The following is a 15,683-nucleotide window of genomic DNA, read 5'->3' on the forward strand; positions in this document are numbered from 1 at the left end:
AACTGGGGGAGTGACCTGCCAAGTGCCAGGCTGAATGCATGTGTAGACATCATAACAGCCTACCAAGCAATGACTTAGGACTTGAAACTGCGGTATTTGACTGCTATCGCAGCTTCCTGTATTCTACGACATGAGAATAGGCGGCATGAACGGAGGTACGACATGACTGACCCGAAGAAGAGAGCCGACCGATGGAAGGCGAAGTACAATGTTGAGCGAGTGAAGGACACGCTGAACGACCTGCGCGGAGACATGGGCGCACGCTACGAAGCGGCCATTACCCAGGTCTACGCAATGGAGGTGAAGGTCAAAGAGGTCATCAACGCCTGTGGGGTCTCGACCTCGCAGTACGTACCCTACCTCAACTTCGGCCGGCAGCTCTACAAGCTGAGCCGGGAGCAGGGCATCTCGGGTGAGAGCTTTGCGATGGCGGCCCAGGTGCTGCTCGACAAGTGGTCCGCTCGTGGCTGCGACCCCAAGGTCCTGGCCAAGATTCGGACGGACGTCTTCGACATCGCCGCGCCGAACCCGTAAGTCGGCCGACCCTCTGCCGTAAGGGGCGGGCTTTCGCCCGCCCCTGTCCGTATTCTGCCTGCTGTATTCAGTCTAGCTGCCGCTCGCTACGCCTGCTTGACGCCCGGCACTGTTCTGCTACACTGAAGCATGAGTCCCCGTGTCCAACTCGATCGCGAGAAGCTGGCCGAGTTCTGCCGGCGTAATCATGTCCGGAGGCTGTCACTGTTCGGCTCAGCGCTAACCGACCGTTTCGGCCCGGACAGCGACATAGATTTCCTCGTGGAGTTCGAGCCGCACAACGGTCCCGGCTATTTCGGCCTGGCACGGATGGAGCGGGAGCTTTCCGAGTTGGTCGGCCGCAAGGTTGACCTCAGGACACCTGCCGAACTGAGCCGATACTTCCGGGACGAGGTCTGTGCCGGCGCCCAGGTACAGTATTCCGCGGCCTGACGCAATCCGTCTGCGCCACATGCTCGACGCCGCCCGTGAGGCGCTGGAGTTCGTTCGGGGCTAGACCGAACACAACATCGGCGAAGACCGCATGCTTGTTCTCGGCCTCGTCAAGGAGATCGAGATCATCGGCGAGGCTGCCGGGAAGGTGTCCGAACCCACCCGCCGTCACTTGTCGCAGATACCGTGGCAGGACGTGGTTGACATGCGGAATCGCCTGATACACGTCTACTTCGACATCGACGTCGGCGTGGTCTGGGACACAGTGTCCAAGGACCTCCGACCGTTGATTGCCGTTCTTGAGACCGCACTGGCGCCCGAGCAGTAGCACGCCGTCCGCACGTACTGGGGAGCAACAGGTTTGCGGGTCTACTCGAATCAGGGCGGTCCTTCGTCCGTCCCTGCCCTGTCTGCGGTCTACCGTCTACTGTCTTCTGTCTACTTGCCGTCCACCTCGTCACCACGATCTTGCGAACTGCTTGTGCTTGAGCTTGCGCTTGGGCTTCTGTCGCCGGGTTTCAGGTTTACAGCGCCTTGCGCCCTCCCGCGTCGAAGGCGATTGCGACGGCCGGCAGGCGGCGGAATCTGCCTTGAAATCTCGGTTGACAGAACCGGATTTTCAGGGTAGATTACGGGCGTGATAAGGCGAACGCGCGAGCTTGAAGTGCTGACCGGGCTGGTGGCCAGGCATCCGGTAGTCGCGATAACCGGCGCCCGGCAGGTTGGCAAGACGACGCTGGCCCGGCAGTTTGCCGCCGGCCGCAGCGGCGGCGCGACGTTCTTCGACCTCGAGAATCCCTCGCACCTGGCCCGGCTGGACGACGCCATGCTGGCCCTGCGGGACCTGAACGGGTTGGTCATTATCGACGAAGTACAGCGCCGTCCCGAGCTGTTCCCGGTCCTGCGCGTACTGGTCGACCGGCCGCGTAATCGGACGCGGTTCCTCGTCCTGGGCAGTGCCGCCCCAGGCCTGCTGCGGCAGTCCTCGGAGAGCCTGGCCGGGCGGATTGCGTATCACGAGTTGGGCGGACTGGCGCTCGATGAGGTGGGCGCTGCCCGCGCCGACGTCCTGTGGCTGCGGGGCGGGTTCCCGCGTTCGTTTCTTGCCCGCACCGGCCCGGCGAGCGCCGAGTGGCGGCGCGGTTTCATCCGCACCTTCCTCGAACGCGACGTGCCGCAGTTGGGCTCCGTCGTCGCCGCGACCACGCTGCGCCGGTTCTGGATGATGCTGGCGCACTACCACGGGCAGGTCTGGAATGCGTCGGAGTTCGGGCGCTCGTTCGGCGTGGCCGATACCACCGTGAGGTCGTATCTCGACCTGCTGGCATCGGCGCTGGTGATCAGGCTGCTGCCGCCGTGGTTCGAGAACATCGCCAAGCGTCAGGTGCGGGCGCCCAAAGTTTACATTGCCGATTCCGGACTGCTGCACGCACTGCTCGACCTCGATTCCCGCGCCGCGCTCGACTCACACCCCAAGGTTGGCGCTTCATGGGAAGGGTTCGTAATTCAGGCAGTGGTGCGGCAGCTTGACGCCCGGCCTGAGGAGTGCTGGTTCTGGGCGACTCACGGCGGGGCCGAACTCGACCTGCTGGTGGTGCGCGGCAGGCGCCGGTTCGGTTTCGAGGTCAAACGCACGACTGCGCCGAAGCCGACGCCGTCGGCCCGTTCGGCCCTCGCATCGCTGCACCTGGACCGCCTCGACATCGTCCACGCGGGCGAAGACACGTTCAGTCTGGGCCCGCGCCTGCGCGCGGTTGCGTTCCGCAGGTTGCTGAAAGACCTTTCCCCGTTGCCCTGACGGCACCGTGGGCCTGCGCCCGCCCCTGCCCTCTCTGCTGTCTGCCGTCTACTGCCTACTTGCCGCCCACCTCGTCACCACGACCTTGGTCACGTCAGCACGGCCCGGCGTGTTGAGACGGATGAAGTAGACTCCGCGGGCCACTGCGGTTCCGGTGCGGTCCGTGCAGTTCCATACCACGCTATTCCGTCCGGCTGACTGCTTTCCGGCTGCCAGTCGCCTGACTTCACAACCCATCAGGTCGTAGACACTGAGGTCCACTCTGCATGGCGCTGCAACGGAGTACTCAATGTCGAACAAGCCACGCATCATCCGCACCTGCAAACCCGAAGCGAGACGCGGCTCGGCCTGCTTTGTTTGAGCAACTCCTCCGTAGCCCGTGTCGCGCAGAACATGAATCGTCGTACTCTCTGAACCGATGGCGAAGACACGTTCATGAACCGGGTCAATCTGGAATTCATAGGGCGGCCAGTATCCCAGAACGAGATTCGACACGATGATGGAGTCTGTCTTGCAGTCGACTACGTACATGCCGAGGTCTTGGTGCGCTATTGGCTCCGTATACGTGAGATAGACTCGGTTGCTCCAAGGCACCCATCGCGCCAGGTCCACGGGCCAGGTCTTCTTCGGAAACACCAGCTTCTTGACGATAGTATCGGCGTCGCAGTCGACTACATAGAGTGCAGAGCCATATATGGCGCTATCCGCTCCGACGACATACGCTTTGTGGTCCTTGGAGTTCAGCGCGACTCCGGTGTTGAACACCGTGCACGAGGTGAACGGGAACGTCTTGATGACTTTGTCAGACCGAGTGTCAATCACGCCGGCTGCGCCGGAGGGACCGTCAATATTGTAGTATGCCTTGCGATAAGGGTAGTCGAAGTGCAACCCGAACGCGCGGTAGGGACTGGGAATGTCAATGACAGTCAGGAGTGAATCAGTCACGCAGTCATAGACTGCTACCTTCGGTCGGAGCCCCCACGCATCTAGGGACACATATAGCTTATTCCCGACTGAATCCCATGACGGGTAGAGGAACGAATACCCGGACACCGGGGAGGGGATTGTACACACAACCGTGTCGGCAGCGCAGTCCAGCGCGACTAGGTTCTGGTCCACGCCGCGGTACAAGCGGTCGGTTGAAGCCACGTAGGCATTACCCATGCCGCTCCGCGCAATCGCCTTGACCAGCGTGTCGGCCTTCACGTCAATAACCACCAGGCTGTCAGGGTCTGGGTTGAAACCGACGTAGAGCTTCTGCCTGCGCCAGTTCCAGGAGCAGTAGCCGTAGCTATCGTCGTAGGACCTTGGAATCCTGGCGACCACTTGATACGTGGAGCAGTCAAGCAGGTCGTGCTCGTAGCAGCCGACAAGGTAGAGCTTGTTCAGTTCAGGAAAGAAGAGGCCGTTCATGATAAACGTGGGCAGATGAACGACAGTATCCACCTCTATCTGCGCGAACAACAGCGCGGGTATGAGCAGCACAAGCAATTTCTTCATCGGTTCTCCTGCATCGGAGGGGCGGGTCCACCGCCCCTCCGAACAACGGACCCATTTGACCACTGCCTTGAGCTTAGCTTGCTCCGTCCCAGTATCAAGAAGCACGAAGTAAGCCCCGGCGCTGGTTCTGTGGCCCGAGGTCCTGGCCAGGATTCGGACGGATGTCTTCGACATCGCCGCGCCGAAATCATAGCGACTGACAAGTAGACGCCCGCAGCGATGCGGGCAGCCTTTGGCGCTACGCGCATTCGCTCCTCAAGTGCTGCGCTCTACTGGTGAATTGGCCCGAGAACGGAAATAGGGTGACTGTCCGGTTTCCGTGGCCTGGGTTGCGTCGCTGACAAGAGTCGCATCGCCCGAGGCTACCCGGCGCGCCTGTGCTTGATTTGGCCGCGGGAAGAGGCTATATTGACTCAGCAAACGCGAGGTGAAAGATGAAGACAGTCGATGAAGTCATGGAGTTGACGAGAGAGCTTCCCGAGAAGCTACAGGAGGAGGTTCGCGACTTCGCCCGCTTTCTCGCAGCGAAGAGGGCGCGTCCGACCCGCAAGAAGCTGCGCTTGGACTGGGCCGGAGGCCTGAAGGACTTGCGTGACAAATACACTTCGGTCGAACTCCAGCACAAGGCCTCGGAATGGCGGGCAAACGATGCTCTTGGTAGACGCTAACGTCTGGCTTGAGCTGCTCCTTGACCAAGAACAGGCAGGACAGGTACGTGATTTCCTCAGGGCGGTTCCGTTGGACGAACTTGCCATAACTGACTTCGCCCTGCATTCGGTCGGGGTTGTCCTGGCCCGCAACAAGAGGGATGACCTATTCGTGAGGTTTATCTCAGATCTTCTTGCGGACACAGGTGTGCGCTACGTGAGCCTCGACTTCGCTGACCTGATGGCTGTGACCGAGACGAGAGAGCGTCTTCCTCTGGACTTCGACGACGCCTACCAGTACGTCGCAGCCGAGAAGCATGGCCTGACAATGGTCAGCTTCGACGCAGACTTCGACCGGACCGAACGTGGACGAAAGACGCCGGCCGAAGTGCTGGCAGAACCACCTGTCGCTCACGACCGGCCCGCCGCCAAGACCCGCCGTTCCCGAGCCCGCAAAGTCTGAGCCGCCGCCCGAATACCGAAGTCCGAACCGACGTCTTCAACACTCCCGCACAGAAGCCGCAGCGGCTGAAAAGTGACCGCCCGCGGGAACGCGGGCAGCCTTTGGTTGGGAGGACAGCCGACCTACTCGGTAGTTATCACCTTTCGGCTGAATCGCACTTCAAGTGTTGTACCTCACTACTAAACTCGCGGGCCCGAGAACGGAAATAGGGTGACTGCCCTGGGTTACCCTGGTTTCCCATTGGTTTCCCAGAGCGTGCAGCAGTGCTTCACTTGGCAAGCGGGTCAGCGGCGTAACGAGTGAGTTGGGCCCTAACTTTCCTGGTCAACGTGGGGTCATCTTCAGTCGTGAGTTCTCCCACAGCCCTGGAGAGCTCTGTGACGTATTTATATCGAGTGTGTTCGTCAAGTGCCGCCACGCTACTGTGAGTTATCTTCTCTATGGCGGCGACAATAGCATCCACGAGACCATTCTGCCTCGCATCTAGTCCTTGTTTGAACAACGCAGCCACGCCACGGCCCTGCGAGAAGTGCGAGGAGTCCCTCCGCGTAAGAACGAGGGTTACGACGTAGGCAGCCGGGACTGCAACCTCCGGCGTGCTTCCACGGAGCAATTCAGACATCATGCTGGTGGTCCGAAGATGCGCTTCATAATCTCGAACTTGTCCCGAGGGAGCGCGGGAATCAGAATCTCCGACGAGAATGGCTTCTGCGGCTTTACGCTCGGGTCCACAAGCGACTTCACCTCATCATAGTTCATCATGTAGATCATGGGCGTGAAGAGCTCTGGCTTGGCATCTTTGACCAGCTCCCTTAGGTATTTGCCGGTGTCAACGCTAATGGTCTGCTTCGCGATCTGCGCATCTATCCCCTTGTACAGGCCGAGCTTGTTCTGTGCGATGGTGGGGTTGTTCTCATCACCGCGGGAGGCTCCTTGGTACAGGCCCCACGCTATCTCGCAGGGCAGCGAGGAGGGCGGATTGACTTGGTCGACCGGGGGGATAGACTCCAAATCGTAGAATGGGCTGCACCAGACGTAGTGGAAGCCGTAGTAGAAGTCTGTGTTGAGCTTGTAGGCAAGATAGCTGTTGGCCGAGTAGAGAAATCGTGTCGGCGGCATTGGGTCAGCACGGGGTCATGCTAGTGCCTACTTGCGATGACACCTGATGGAGGGGATGCACGGAACATGCCACGCCCCACCAGGACCTCCGCGTACAGGCGTAGCGAGGGTGGACGGGGCGAACAAGCGCGATCTTGGATGCTGTATCGCGCACTTGTGCAATCAGGCACTAGCTCGTCTGTACGGCCTTCATGGCCTCATCCAACGGCCGGACGAACCTAGGCAGTATGCGTTCCTGCATGAATGTATCTCCGACTGTGCCTACGTCGAGCAACTGGTCCACCATCGGCCGGTCCGGCACGAAGGACTGCGTCTGTACATGCACCAGGGCCGTGACCGGGTGACCTTTGTCGGGCGACACCCCATCCGCGACCGCCTTCTGCGAGGCCTCACTTGAGAATTCGATGCGCACCCAGGTAGACGGTGCCCGCGACAACTCGAAGTCCCACCTCGTGTCCGTGTTCAGCGGCTTGTATCCGGAGACGACGTCACCCAAGGACCCGGGACCCAGGAAAACCGACCTAAACGCCTCGTACGGGTTCGCCTTCACTTGCCAGAAGAACGCATATGATTCAGATAGACTGCTGACGTCATACGCTTTCAGGTCGAATCCCTCCGCCACGGATCTGATCATGCCGGTCCGCAGCTTCAGCCAAATCTCATCCTCAATGCCCTCAGTGGCCTGCGCCTCCCAGGCGTGCATGGTTGTGCGCACCTGCAAGGCCCTCCGTTCACTGGTCCCCCATAGAAAGAACACGGCCTTGTTCTTCTCGTCATAGCTGGAAGTGGGCGCCCCAGGGAATAGCTGGGCGACTTGAGATGCCACGAGCCGTGCCACGGCCTCTCCCGGCACGACATGCGCCTGCGTGTGCAGCATCGTACCTCGAGTGGTCATCTCCGCGAAACCCTTTATTGATACCATTGTGACCTCCGCTTCGATGCAGGGCGCGCCCAAGCGTGCCCACTAAACCGCGTTCCAGTCGGACTCGGAGTTACCATTAGGACTGCCGTAATGATAGCATGCCCCCGCAGTCTGTCAACATGGCCATCGCCCTCATCCTCGGATGCACCCGGCCCAGCGACTCCTGCACGGGGCGATACTCGCCGAACCCGGGCACGCGGGCTTGCGCCAGCGATGCCACCACGAGGCCGGAAAGCACGGCGGCTAGGAATTTCACCTACGTCCTCTACAGAATTGTGAATTGAGAACTGCTGAAGTCAAGTCCGGCGCTCGGTCAGGCGTTCAGGCCGCGGCTGGTAGCGTGGTTCGTACTGCCGACCCGGAAACGAGAACCAGGAATTGAGAGGTACGGATCTGCGCCGGCGTGCGTGCCTACCCTTTTTCCAAAGCTTCCTGCATGATCTGGCGCTGGTAGAGTTTCCAGTAGAGCCCTTGGCGAGCCAGGAGGTCGGTGTGCTGGCCGGATTCGACAATCCGCCCCTGGTCGAGAACGTAGACGATGTCGCACGCGGCCAGGATGGAGAGGCGGTGCGACACGATGACCAGCGTTGCTCCTTGCATGTAGCCCATCACGTCGCGGATGAACTGCTGCTCGGTTTCGGCGTCGAGGCTGGCAGTTACGTCGTCGAGCAGGAGAATCCGCGGGCGGTCGAATAGCGCGCGGGCGATGGAGACGCGTCCCTGCTGCCCGCCGGACAGGCGCAGGCCGCGTTCGCCGATGAGTTCCTCCGGTCCTTTGGCCATCGCCTTCAACTCGGGTTCAAGCTGAGCGATGCGCACGACCTCGCGCAACCGCTCCTCGGTATCCGGTGCAGTGCGGCCGAGGATGATATTGTCGCGGATGGTATCGGAGAACAGGCCTGCCTCCTGGGGTGCGTACCCGAAGAGCGAGCGGAGCGACTTCACCTCGAACTCGGGCTGCGGGGTGCCGTCCACCGTTATCGCGCCGCTGGTCGGTTCAGCGGCCCGGACGAGCAGGCGCATGATTGTGCTCTTGCCCGAGCCGACGGTGCCGGCGATGCCGATGCGAGCGCCGGGCGTCAGGACGATATCGATGTCCTGCAAGGCAGGATTCGAGGAATCGAGGATTCCAGGATTCGAGTGAACGGCTTCGGGCCCTTGAATCCTAGAATCCTTGACCCCTTGGTTCCTTACTGATGCATAGCTGAACCCGACCTTGGTCAGGCGCACCTCGGCGAAGTCCGGGGCGGGTTTGGTGCCGGTGTCGACCTTGACGTCTGGCGTGAACTCGTACAACTCGCGGACGCGCCGCTCTTCCACCCCGGTCTGCCAGATCCAGGTAATCATGTCGGCGATGCCGATCATCGGCCAGACGAGCATGTCCACGTAGGCGTTGAACGCCACGAACTCGCCGATGGTCAGCTTGCCGCGGATGACGAATGCGCCGCCGAGCACGAGCACAGCCAGCGAGCCGAGACCGGCGACAATGCCGTAGGTCGAGTTGAAGGCGGCCCGCAGCTTGGCGCCACGTACCGCGGAGCGGATGCGTTCATTGAGGATCTTCCGCAGGCGGCCGGCGTTGCGCTCTTCCATGGTGTAGGCCTTGACCAGCCGGATGCCCGAGAACGAGGATTCGAGGAAGCTGTTGGTCTCGGACATCTTCTCGCGCCATTCCTTCCACCACTTGTCCACGCTCGGTCCGATGCGGAGGTAGACGAAGAAGCTGGCAACAGTCGGCACCAGCGTGACCACGGTCAAGAGCCAGTTCATCCGGATGAGGATTACGAGCGTGAAGGCCATGGTGAGCACCGAGGTCATGGGCCAGAAGATGCCCATCGCGGAGAACTGGGCGACGTCGTTCAGGTCCTGGTCGAGCCGCTCCTGCACGTCGCCGGACGGGAAGCGGTTGGTGAATGAGAATCCTTGGTCGAGCACCGAGCGGAAGACCAGGTTGCGCGTCCGCCAGAGGAAGCGCGCGCCTGAAATCATGTAGGCGAGCGGCCGGAAGTCCTCGGCCAGCGCGCCGATGACCCGGGCTCCGACCAGCAGCAGCACGAGGTTCCGCAGCGTGCTCAAGACGAAGTGTGCGGGGTCGGTCAGTCCATGCTGGATGGCATCGACGATGTAGCCGATGATGCGGGGATAGGCAATCGCGATGGCGCAGTAGAAAACCGTCAGCGCGACCAGGCCCATAAACTGCTTCCAATCCTGTCGCCAGAACCGGAGCACGAGCTTCATGTCGAGCAGGGTTATCGCCCGCGGCTTCTGGCCTGCCTTATCCGGCATTGTGCGATTCCCTTTCACGACGACCCAGAACCAGAAGTGGCTGGCCATCTCGGCAAGAGAGAATTGCCAATGGCCAATCACCAATTACTAACGAATGGCCGAACGTGGTAATGCTCAGTCCCGAACGGCCTGTCCCTGTACAAGCGTGCAGGATCGTCATTTTCACGAGGATGTTTCTCTCCGCCACGTGTACCCTGATGTCGCCTGGTTCCCGGCAACCATCGGCAAATGCCGCCCGCGGCGACGCAAGAATCGGGTTCGGTTCTGCTGGAAGACTGGAGTCTTGGATTCGGGACCAATCTGCGGAATCTGTGTAATCTGTGGATGGCCGTCTCCGCGTTCCTGGTTCCTGGTCCTTTGTCCTTCGTCCGAGCCATCTGCGTCCATCTGCGGTTACGTCCGGTTTGGTTGCGGCCTCCGAGGCCGAGCCATGTATTCGTTGGGCATTAGCAATTGGGAATTGGTCATTGCGGGGCGTTCTCAAGGTATTGCAGCTTGTACAGCCGGCTATAGTAGCCATCCTGGGCGACGAGCTCGTCGTGGGTTCCCTGCTGGACGATGCGTCCGGCGTGGACCACGACGATGCGGTCAACCATGCGGATGGTCGCCAGGCGATGGGCGATGATAATCGCGGTGCGGCCCTTGAGCAGTTCCTCAAGGCCTTCCTGGATGAGGTGCTCGGTGTGCGGGTCGACCGACGATGTGGCCTCGTCGAGAATCAGGACCTGGGGGTCGAACGCGAGCGCCCGGGTAAAGGCCAGCAATTGCCGCTCGCCCAGCGAGAGGTTGACCCCGCGCTCGATGACGCTGGTGGCGTAGCCTTGGGGGAGCTGGAGGATGCGTTCATGCATGCGTGCCCGGCGTGCGGCGTCGTGCACCCGGGTTTCGGTGACCGTGTCATCGAACAGGCGCAGGTTGTCGAGCACCGTCCCGGGAAAGAGGATGACGTCCTGCGGCACGAACCCGACCAGCCGGCGGAGCGACTGGTTCCGAATCCGGGGCAGCTCGGTGCCGTCGAGCGCTATCCGGCCGGACTTCGGTTCGTAGAACTTGAGCGCGAGGCTGGCGATGGAGGTCTTGCCGCCGCCGGTCTCGCCGACCAGCGCGACCTTTTCGCCTTTGCGGACTTCAAGGTTGATGTCCTGCAGCACGGTTCCCCGCCCCTCGTAGGCGAGTTCGACTGCATCGAACCGCAGCGCCTGCCGGAAGTCGCCGGCCGAGAGCTCCACTTCGCCGTCCGGCTCAGGCTTGGTATCGAGGATTCCGAGCATGCGCTCAGCCGAGGCGAAGGCGCGCTGCATGATGTGGATCTGCTCCGACACGGCGCGGATGGGGACGAAGAAGCGGGTGATATAGCTGTAGAACAGGAACAGGCCGCCCACGGTCAGATTTCCCTTCAGGGCAAAGAGGCCGCCGACCCCGAGGGTCAGGGCAACCCCGGCCATCTCGCCGAAGTCCCAGACAAGCCAGATCCAGGTCCAGATGAACATCTCCTGCTTGCGCACGCCGTAGAGCCGGCGACCCTTCTCGTCCATCCGGTCGGCGAAGTAGTCCTGGCGGTTGAAGGCCTGCACGACGGGCAGGCTGCGCATCGTCTCGGTGATGAAGTTGTTTATCTCCGCCACGATGCGGCGCATCTGGAGGTAGAGCGGCCGCGACCGCTTCTGCAGCAGGTAGAAGCCGACCATCGTGACCGGGAAGAGCCCGGCAATCACGAGGAAGAGCCGCCAGTTGACCACGAGCATCACGATTGACATGCCGATGAGCATGACCAAGTTGCGGGCGAGCGTGACCGCGGTGGACGAGAACATCTCCTGCAGCGCCGAGGAGTCGCTCTCGACCCGGCTGATGAGCCGGCCAACCGGATTGCGGTCGAAGAAGCTCGCGGGCAGGCGGACGATGTGGCCGAAGAGCGTATGCTTCAGGTCGGCAATCGCGTTCTCGCCGATGATGGCCAAGAGGACTTGCTGGAAGTACCCGGCCGCGCCGATGGCAACCTGCAGGACGAGGTAGATGATTCCTATGTACAGCAGGCCGCGCGCGTCCTTGTGCGGGATGTTGACGTCGATCGCGTGCTTGACCAGCAGCGGGGCGGCAAGCCCCAGGACGGCCGAGCCGATTAGAAGAATGGCCGCGACGATGGTGCGGCCGAGGTACTTCCGGAAGAACGGCCAGACCCGAGGAAGCAGCTTGAACCCTTGTCCTCGGGTCTGTGCTTCCTCTTCTTCAATGTATATGTCTTCGGCCGGCAACTGGTCTCCTGGCCGTCAGTATACGCGCCGGAGCGGCCTCAGGGAAGCAGAACCGTGAGCGAGACCACCACGGATGAACGCAGCGCGCCAGGATGCGTAAGTCAAAGGTCAAAGTGCAAGACCAAAAGTCAGAACGCCCGGAATGCTGCGAACCAGGCAGCCTTGAAACAGAGGCAATCCGGGCAACAGCTTTGTGAAAACGACGATCCTGTACGCTTGCATGGGAGATGGATACGGATCGGGCTGGGACGAGGCGGGAGGCGGTCGGCGGCCGTGGGCGACGACGGACTTGCCTAGAAATGCTACGTCTTGGCTGCTCCGCGGGGAGTGTTGCTGCGTCTAAGAATGTATGGCTGTGATTTCCGAACCCGTGAAGAAGAGGGCTGGTGAGATGCTGGCCAAGGCGCAGAATCCGGTGCGGTTGCTGCTTTTCACGCAGGAGAACGCGTGCCAGTTCTGCAAGGAAGCGAGGGAACTGGCCCAGGACCTTACCGAGCTGACAGACAAGCTGTCGGTCGAGACCTACGATATGGCGAAGGACGACACGAAGGCAAGCGAATACCGCGTGGACAAGGTCCCGGCATTCGTGATCGCCGGAGAGAGGAACTACGGCATCCGGTACTACGGCGTACCGACCGGGTATGAGTTCTCGACGCTGCTTGGTCTGGTCGAGCTTGTCGCCGGCCGCGACAGCGGGCTGAAGCCGGAGACAAGGACAAAGCTCTCGGGGCTGGCATCGCCACTCGACATCCAGATGTTTGTGACTCTGACCTGCCCGGTCTGCCCGGGCGCGGCGGTGACGGCAGCGCGGTTCGCGGTTGAGAGCGACCGAGTCTCGCTGAGCGTTATCGACGCGACCGAATTCCCGCAACTCGCCAACCTCTACAATGTCATGGCCGTACCGCGAACCGTGGTCAACCGCGTCTACTCGTTCGAAGGCGCGCTGCCCGAGGAACGGATGGTCGACGAATTGCTGAAGGGCGGCAGCGGTCTGGTCATGCCATGACCTCAGTCCACGCAGGCGAGGCCAGAAGTCAGAAGCTAGACGCTGGAAGTCAGAGGTGCGGACGCGGGCGGAATGAACCGCAGATCACGCAGATTCATGGCTCGGACGGAACGGAAGTGCCAACCACGGATGAACACAGATGAACACGGATATTCGCGGACCGGACCCAAGGGAGAGCCGCCAAGAACGCTAAGGTCAGGACAAGGACATCCGCAGATGACGCAGATTGAGGGTTCAGATAGAGCAGAATTCAGAAACCAGAGACCGGAATGCAGAATTGCGGACAAGGAGAGGATTAGCCACTCGATCCCTCGATCTCTTGGTCCCTCGATCCCTTGCTGAAACCATGAGAAGCTCACTGAGACTGGGTAAGGTCTTCGGGATTCCGATTGACCTCCATGTGACATTCATCCTGTTCATCGCGTTTCTGGGAACGGTCTATGCCTTCCATGGCGGCGCGAAGGCCGCGCTTGCCGGGGTGAGTTTCATCCTGGCGCTCTTCCTTTCCGTTACTCTGCATGAGCTGGCGCACAGCCTGGTGGCGCGCGGGTTCGGCGTGAAGGTGAGCCGGATACTTCTGTTGCCAATCGGCGGCTTATCCCAGATGGAGGAGATGCCGGAGCAGCCGACCCGGGAGTTCCTGATTGCCGTCGCGGGACCGGCAACCAGCGTTCTTCTGGGGCTTGCTCTGGGGATTGTGAGTCTCCTTCTTTACGGCCGGACTGCGACGCTGCAGGCCACCGTCACCGGAGGCCTGTTCATCCCCAACCTGGCCCGCGTTAATCTGCTGCTTGCCATCTTCAATCTGTTGCCCGGTTTCCCCATGGATGGTGGCAGGATATTCCGGGCCGCGCTGGCCCGCGGTATGCCGTTTGGCCGCGCCACTGCCATTGCCGCTTCGGTGGGCCGCGTCTTTGCCATCGGCCTCGGCCTGATTGGTCTGTTCTCAAACATCTGGCTGACATTCATCGCGGTGTTCATTTACTTCGGCGCGGGAGCGGAGGCAAGTCGGGTCCGTCTTAAGACGGCGTTCCACGACGTGCCGGTCAGCCGCGTCATGGCCACCGCGTTCCAGACTCTGAACCCTGATGACCGGTTAAGCCTGGCAGTTGAGCATGTTTATCATGGGTTTCAGGAGGACTTCCCGGTGATGATGGACAATGAGCTCGTCGGCGTGCTGATGAAGCAAGACCTCATCGCCGCGCTCCATGAGTTCGGTCCCGGCGCACTGGTCGGTCGGGTGATGCGGAAGGAGTTCACAACCGTAACCGTGGGCCAGACCCTCGAACAGGTCTACGCCGCAATCCAGGCGTGCGGCTGTTCGTCGATGCCCGTGCTCGATGCGGGCCGGATTGTGGGGCTGGTTACGCTTGAGGCCCTGGGCCGCTACCTGGTGTTTGCTGGAGCCGGTCAGCCCGCGAACCGCGCCTAGCGCGCGGCGGGGCCCTTCAGCGCGTCGTCAATTGTGGCCCGGGCGCGAGCCAGCGACGGTCTGAAGCCAATGACTTTCAATCTGAGCCTGCCGGTCAGTCTCTGTTCCTGAACGACCCGACCGGCGTCGTGCAGCATGCTGACAAGGTCGTAGCGGGAGTCCGGAACGGTGAACGTCCGGGTCACCATCGTTTGCTCAACCCGGCGCAGGAGATAGGACTTGAGTTCTTCGATCCTTTCACCGGTCTGGCCGGAGACGAATACCGACTGGGCGTAGCTGCGGCTCAGCCGCTTGATCACGGCGTCATCGAAGACGCGGTCGGTCTTGGTGAAGACCATCAACACCGGCTTGTCGCCGGCCCCGATCTCGGTCAGAGTGTCGTTGACCGCGTCAATCTTCCGGTCAACCTGTTCATCGCTGGCATCGACCACATGCAGCACCAGGCTGGCGTCGAGCACCTCCGACAGCGTAGAGCGGAAGCTCGCGACCAGTTGCGTGGGCAGGTTCCGGATGAACCCGACCGTGTCGGTGACGAGCACGTTCACGTTACGAGCCAGCGCCCATGGTTTAGTGTTGGGGTCGAGAGTCGCGAACAACTGGTCCGACACTTTCACGTCGGAACGGGTCATGCGGTTGAGCAGGGTTGACTTGCCGGCGTTCGTGTAGCCGGCCAGCACCAGCCGGAACATGTCGCTCCGGCGGTCGCGCTGGACCGCCCGCTCGCGGTCGATCTTCTTCAGGTCTTTGCGCAGGACGGTGATACGCTGCTCGACTTTCCTGCGGTCGACCTCAAGCCGCGTCTCGCCGGGGCCGCGCGTGCCGATGCCGCCGCCGAGCCTCGACATCTCGACGCCGAACCCGGTCAGCCTTGTGCGCTGGTACTCAAGCTGCGCCAGTTCCACCTGGATCTTGGCCTCGGCAGTCCGGGCGTGCAGGGCAAAGATGTCGAGAATCAGCGCGGCCCGGTCAATGACGCGAACGCCGACCGCGTCTTCAAGGTTGCGCTGCTGCGTCGGGGTGAGATCTTCGTCGAGTATCAGCAGGTCGATGCGGTGCCTGCGGCAGAGCGAGCCCAGGTTCTCCACCATGCCCTTACCCACAAGCGTCGCCGGGTCCAGCCGCGGCCTGACCTGTATCAGCCGCTCGATCACGTCGCCGCCGGCGGTGGCGGTCAGGGCGGCCAATTCCTCGAGCGAGTCGGCCTTGGACCAACGCATCCGGTTCGTGACGGCCACGCCGACGAGCAGAATACGCCAGCTCATGGGGAGAGGGTTCCAGGGGTCAAGGGTTCC

16 protein-coding genes are annotated in these 15,683 nt (G+C 61.5%); 8 read left to right on the plus strand and 8 right to left on the minus strand.

Annotated features, from left to right (window positions below; all coding sequences use genetic code 11):
- Positions 1 to 162 precede the first annotated feature (162 nt).
- From VMH22_03740 to VMH22_03755, 4 genes are all read left to right on the plus strand, one after another.
- Positions 163 to 534 (plus strand): hypothetical protein, encoded by a 372-nt coding sequence (locus VMH22_03740; GenBank protein ID HTW90798.1) that lies wholly within the window; start codon positions 163 to 165, stop codon positions 532 to 534.
- 129 nt (positions 535 to 663) lie between these two features.
- Positions 664 to 966: a nucleotidyltransferase family protein gene (locus VMH22_03745; GenBank protein ID HTW90799.1), complete on the plus strand. Its 303-nt coding sequence runs from the start codon at positions 664 to 666 to the stop codon at positions 964 to 966.
- 76 nt (positions 967 to 1,042) lie between these two features.
- On the plus strand, positions 1,043 to 1,294 hold the full coding sequence (locus VMH22_03750) for a HepT-like ribonuclease domain-containing protein (protein HTW90800.1): 252 nt from the start codon (positions 1,043 to 1,045) through the stop codon (positions 1,292 to 1,294).
- A 309-nt stretch (positions 1,295 to 1,603) separates the two neighbouring features.
- On the plus strand, positions 1,604 to 2,764 hold the full coding sequence (locus tag VMH22_03755; GenBank protein ID HTW90801.1) for an ATP-binding protein: 1,161 nt from the start codon (positions 1,604 to 1,606) through the stop codon (positions 2,762 to 2,764).
- 48 nt (positions 2,765 to 2,812) lie between these two features.
- Here the strand turns inward: VMH22_03755 and VMH22_03760 are convergent, their stop codons facing one another.
- Positions 2,813 to 4,264: a FlgD immunoglobulin-like domain containing protein gene (locus VMH22_03760; protein ID HTW90802.1), complete on the minus strand. Its 1,452-nt coding sequence runs from the start codon at positions 4,262 to 4,264 to the stop codon at positions 2,813 to 2,815.
- 434 nt (positions 4,265 to 4,698) lie between these two features.
- On the opposite strand from VMH22_03760, the gene VMH22_03765 reads away from it, so the two are divergent.
- Positions 4,699 to 4,932, plus strand: coding sequence for a DUF2281 domain-containing protein (locus VMH22_03765; protein HTW90803.1), 234 nt, complete (start codon positions 4,699 to 4,701; stop codon positions 4,930 to 4,932).
- Entirely contained in the window at positions 4,913 to 5,374 is a 462-nt protein-coding gene (locus VMH22_03770) for a PIN domain-containing protein (GenBank protein HTW90804.1), read from the plus strand. The genes VMH22_03765 and VMH22_03770 overlap by 20 nt, the downstream gene beginning before the upstream one ends.
- A gap of 268 nt (positions 5,375 to 5,642) precedes the next feature.
- Here the strand turns inward: VMH22_03770 and VMH22_03775 are convergent, their stop codons facing one another.
- The 6 genes from VMH22_03775 to VMH22_03800 form a co-directional block, all read right to left on the minus strand.
- On the minus strand, positions 5,643 to 5,999 hold the full coding sequence (locus tag VMH22_03775; protein HTW90805.1) for a hypothetical protein: 357 nt from the start codon (positions 5,997 to 5,999) through the stop codon (positions 5,643 to 5,645).
- The gene (locus tag VMH22_03780) at positions 5,996 to 6,493 is read right to left on the minus strand and encodes a hypothetical protein (protein ID HTW90806.1); all 498 of its coding nucleotides are present in this window, start codon (positions 6,491 to 6,493) and stop codon (positions 5,996 to 5,998) included. The genes VMH22_03775 and VMH22_03780 overlap by 4 nt, the downstream gene beginning before the upstream one ends.
- A gap of 169 nt (positions 6,494 to 6,662) precedes the next feature.
- Positions 6,663 to 7,415 (minus strand): hypothetical protein, encoded by a 753-nt coding sequence (locus VMH22_03785; protein HTW90807.1) that lies wholly within the window; start codon positions 7,413 to 7,415, stop codon positions 6,663 to 6,665.
- 76 nt (positions 7,416 to 7,491) lie between these two features.
- On the minus strand, positions 7,492 to 7,671 hold the full coding sequence (locus VMH22_03790) for a hypothetical protein (GenBank protein ID HTW90808.1): 180 nt from the start codon (positions 7,669 to 7,671) through the stop codon (positions 7,492 to 7,494).
- A gap of 155 nt (positions 7,672 to 7,826) precedes the next feature.
- A complete protein-coding gene (locus VMH22_03795) occupies positions 7,827 to 9,749 on the minus strand; it encodes an ABC transporter ATP-binding protein (GenBank protein HTW90809.1) in 1,923 nt (640 codons plus the stop codon).
- 416 nt (positions 9,750 to 10,165) lie between these two features.
- Positions 10,166 to 11,953, minus strand: coding sequence for an ABC transporter ATP-binding protein (locus VMH22_03800; protein HTW90810.1), 1,788 nt, complete (start codon positions 11,951 to 11,953; stop codon positions 10,166 to 10,168).
- A gap of 370 nt (positions 11,954 to 12,323) precedes the next feature.
- On the opposite strand from VMH22_03800, the gene VMH22_03805 reads away from it, so the two are divergent.
- Positions 12,324 to 12,959: a thioredoxin family protein gene (locus VMH22_03805; protein HTW90811.1), complete on the plus strand. Its 636-nt coding sequence runs from the start codon at positions 12,324 to 12,326 to the stop codon at positions 12,957 to 12,959.
- 346 nt (positions 12,960 to 13,305) lie between these two features.
- Positions 13,306 to 14,391: a site-2 protease family protein gene (locus VMH22_03810; GenBank protein HTW90812.1), complete on the plus strand. Its 1,086-nt coding sequence runs from the start codon at positions 13,306 to 13,308 to the stop codon at positions 14,389 to 14,391.
- On the opposite strand, the gene hflX is transcribed toward VMH22_03810, so the two are convergent.
- Positions 14,388 to 15,653 carry a GTPase HflX gene (hflX, locus tag VMH22_03815; GenBank protein ID HTW90813.1) on the minus strand — a complete coding sequence of 422 codons (1,266 nt, stop codon included), beginning with the start codon at positions 15,651 to 15,653 and terminating at the stop codon, positions 14,388 to 14,390. The two genes, VMH22_03810 and hflX, sit on opposite strands and share 4 nt — an antisense overlap.
- Between the last annotated feature and the right edge of the window lie 30 nt (positions 15,654 to 15,683).

It is taken from the genome of bacterium, from assembly GCA_035505375.1.
Lineage (GTDB): Bacteria > Hydrothermota > Tepidihabitantia > Tepidihabitantales > Tepidihabitantaceae > UBA2258.

Excerpts from the sequence above, each read along its gene's own strand:
- VMH22_03745 (HTW90799.1), top strand. The coding sequence starts at position 664 with ATGAGTCCCCGTGTCCAACTCGATCGCGAGAAGCTGGCCGAGTTCTGC.
- VMH22_03760 (HTW90802.1), bottom strand. The coding sequence starts at position 4,264 with ATGAAGAAATTGCTTGTGCTGCTCATACCCGCGCTGTTGTTCGCGCAG.
- VMH22_03740 (HTW90798.1), top strand. The coding sequence starts at position 163 with ATGACTGACCCGAAGAAGAGAGCCGACCGATGGAAGGCGAAGTACAAT.
- VMH22_03770 (HTW90804.1), top strand. The coding sequence starts at position 4,913 with ATGCTCTTGGTAGACGCTAACGTCTGGCTTGAGCTGCTCCTTGACCAA.
- VMH22_03795 (HTW90809.1), bottom strand. The coding sequence starts at position 9,749 with ATGGCCAGCCACTTCTGGTTCTGGGTCGTCGTGAAAGGGAATCGCACA.
- VMH22_03775 (HTW90805.1), bottom strand. The coding sequence starts at position 5,999 with ATGATGTCTGAATTGCTCCGTGGAAGCACGCCGGAGGTTGCAGTCCCG.
- hflX (HTW90813.1), bottom strand. The coding sequence starts at position 15,653 with ATGAGCTGGCGTATTCTGCTCGTCGGCGTGGCCGTCACGAACCGGATG.
- VMH22_03765 (HTW90803.1), top strand. The coding sequence starts at position 4,699 with ATGAAGACAGTCGATGAAGTCATGGAGTTGACGAGAGAGCTTCCCGAG.
- VMH22_03810 (HTW90812.1), top strand. The coding sequence starts at position 13,306 with ATGAGAAGCTCACTGAGACTGGGTAAGGTCTTCGGGATTCCGATTGAC.
- VMH22_03785 (HTW90807.1), bottom strand. The coding sequence starts at position 7,415 with ATGGTATCAATAAAGGGTTTCGCGGAGATGACCACTCGAGGTACGATG.
- VMH22_03780 (HTW90806.1), bottom strand. The coding sequence starts at position 6,493 with ATGCCGCCGACACGATTTCTCTACTCGGCCAACAGCTATCTTGCCTAC.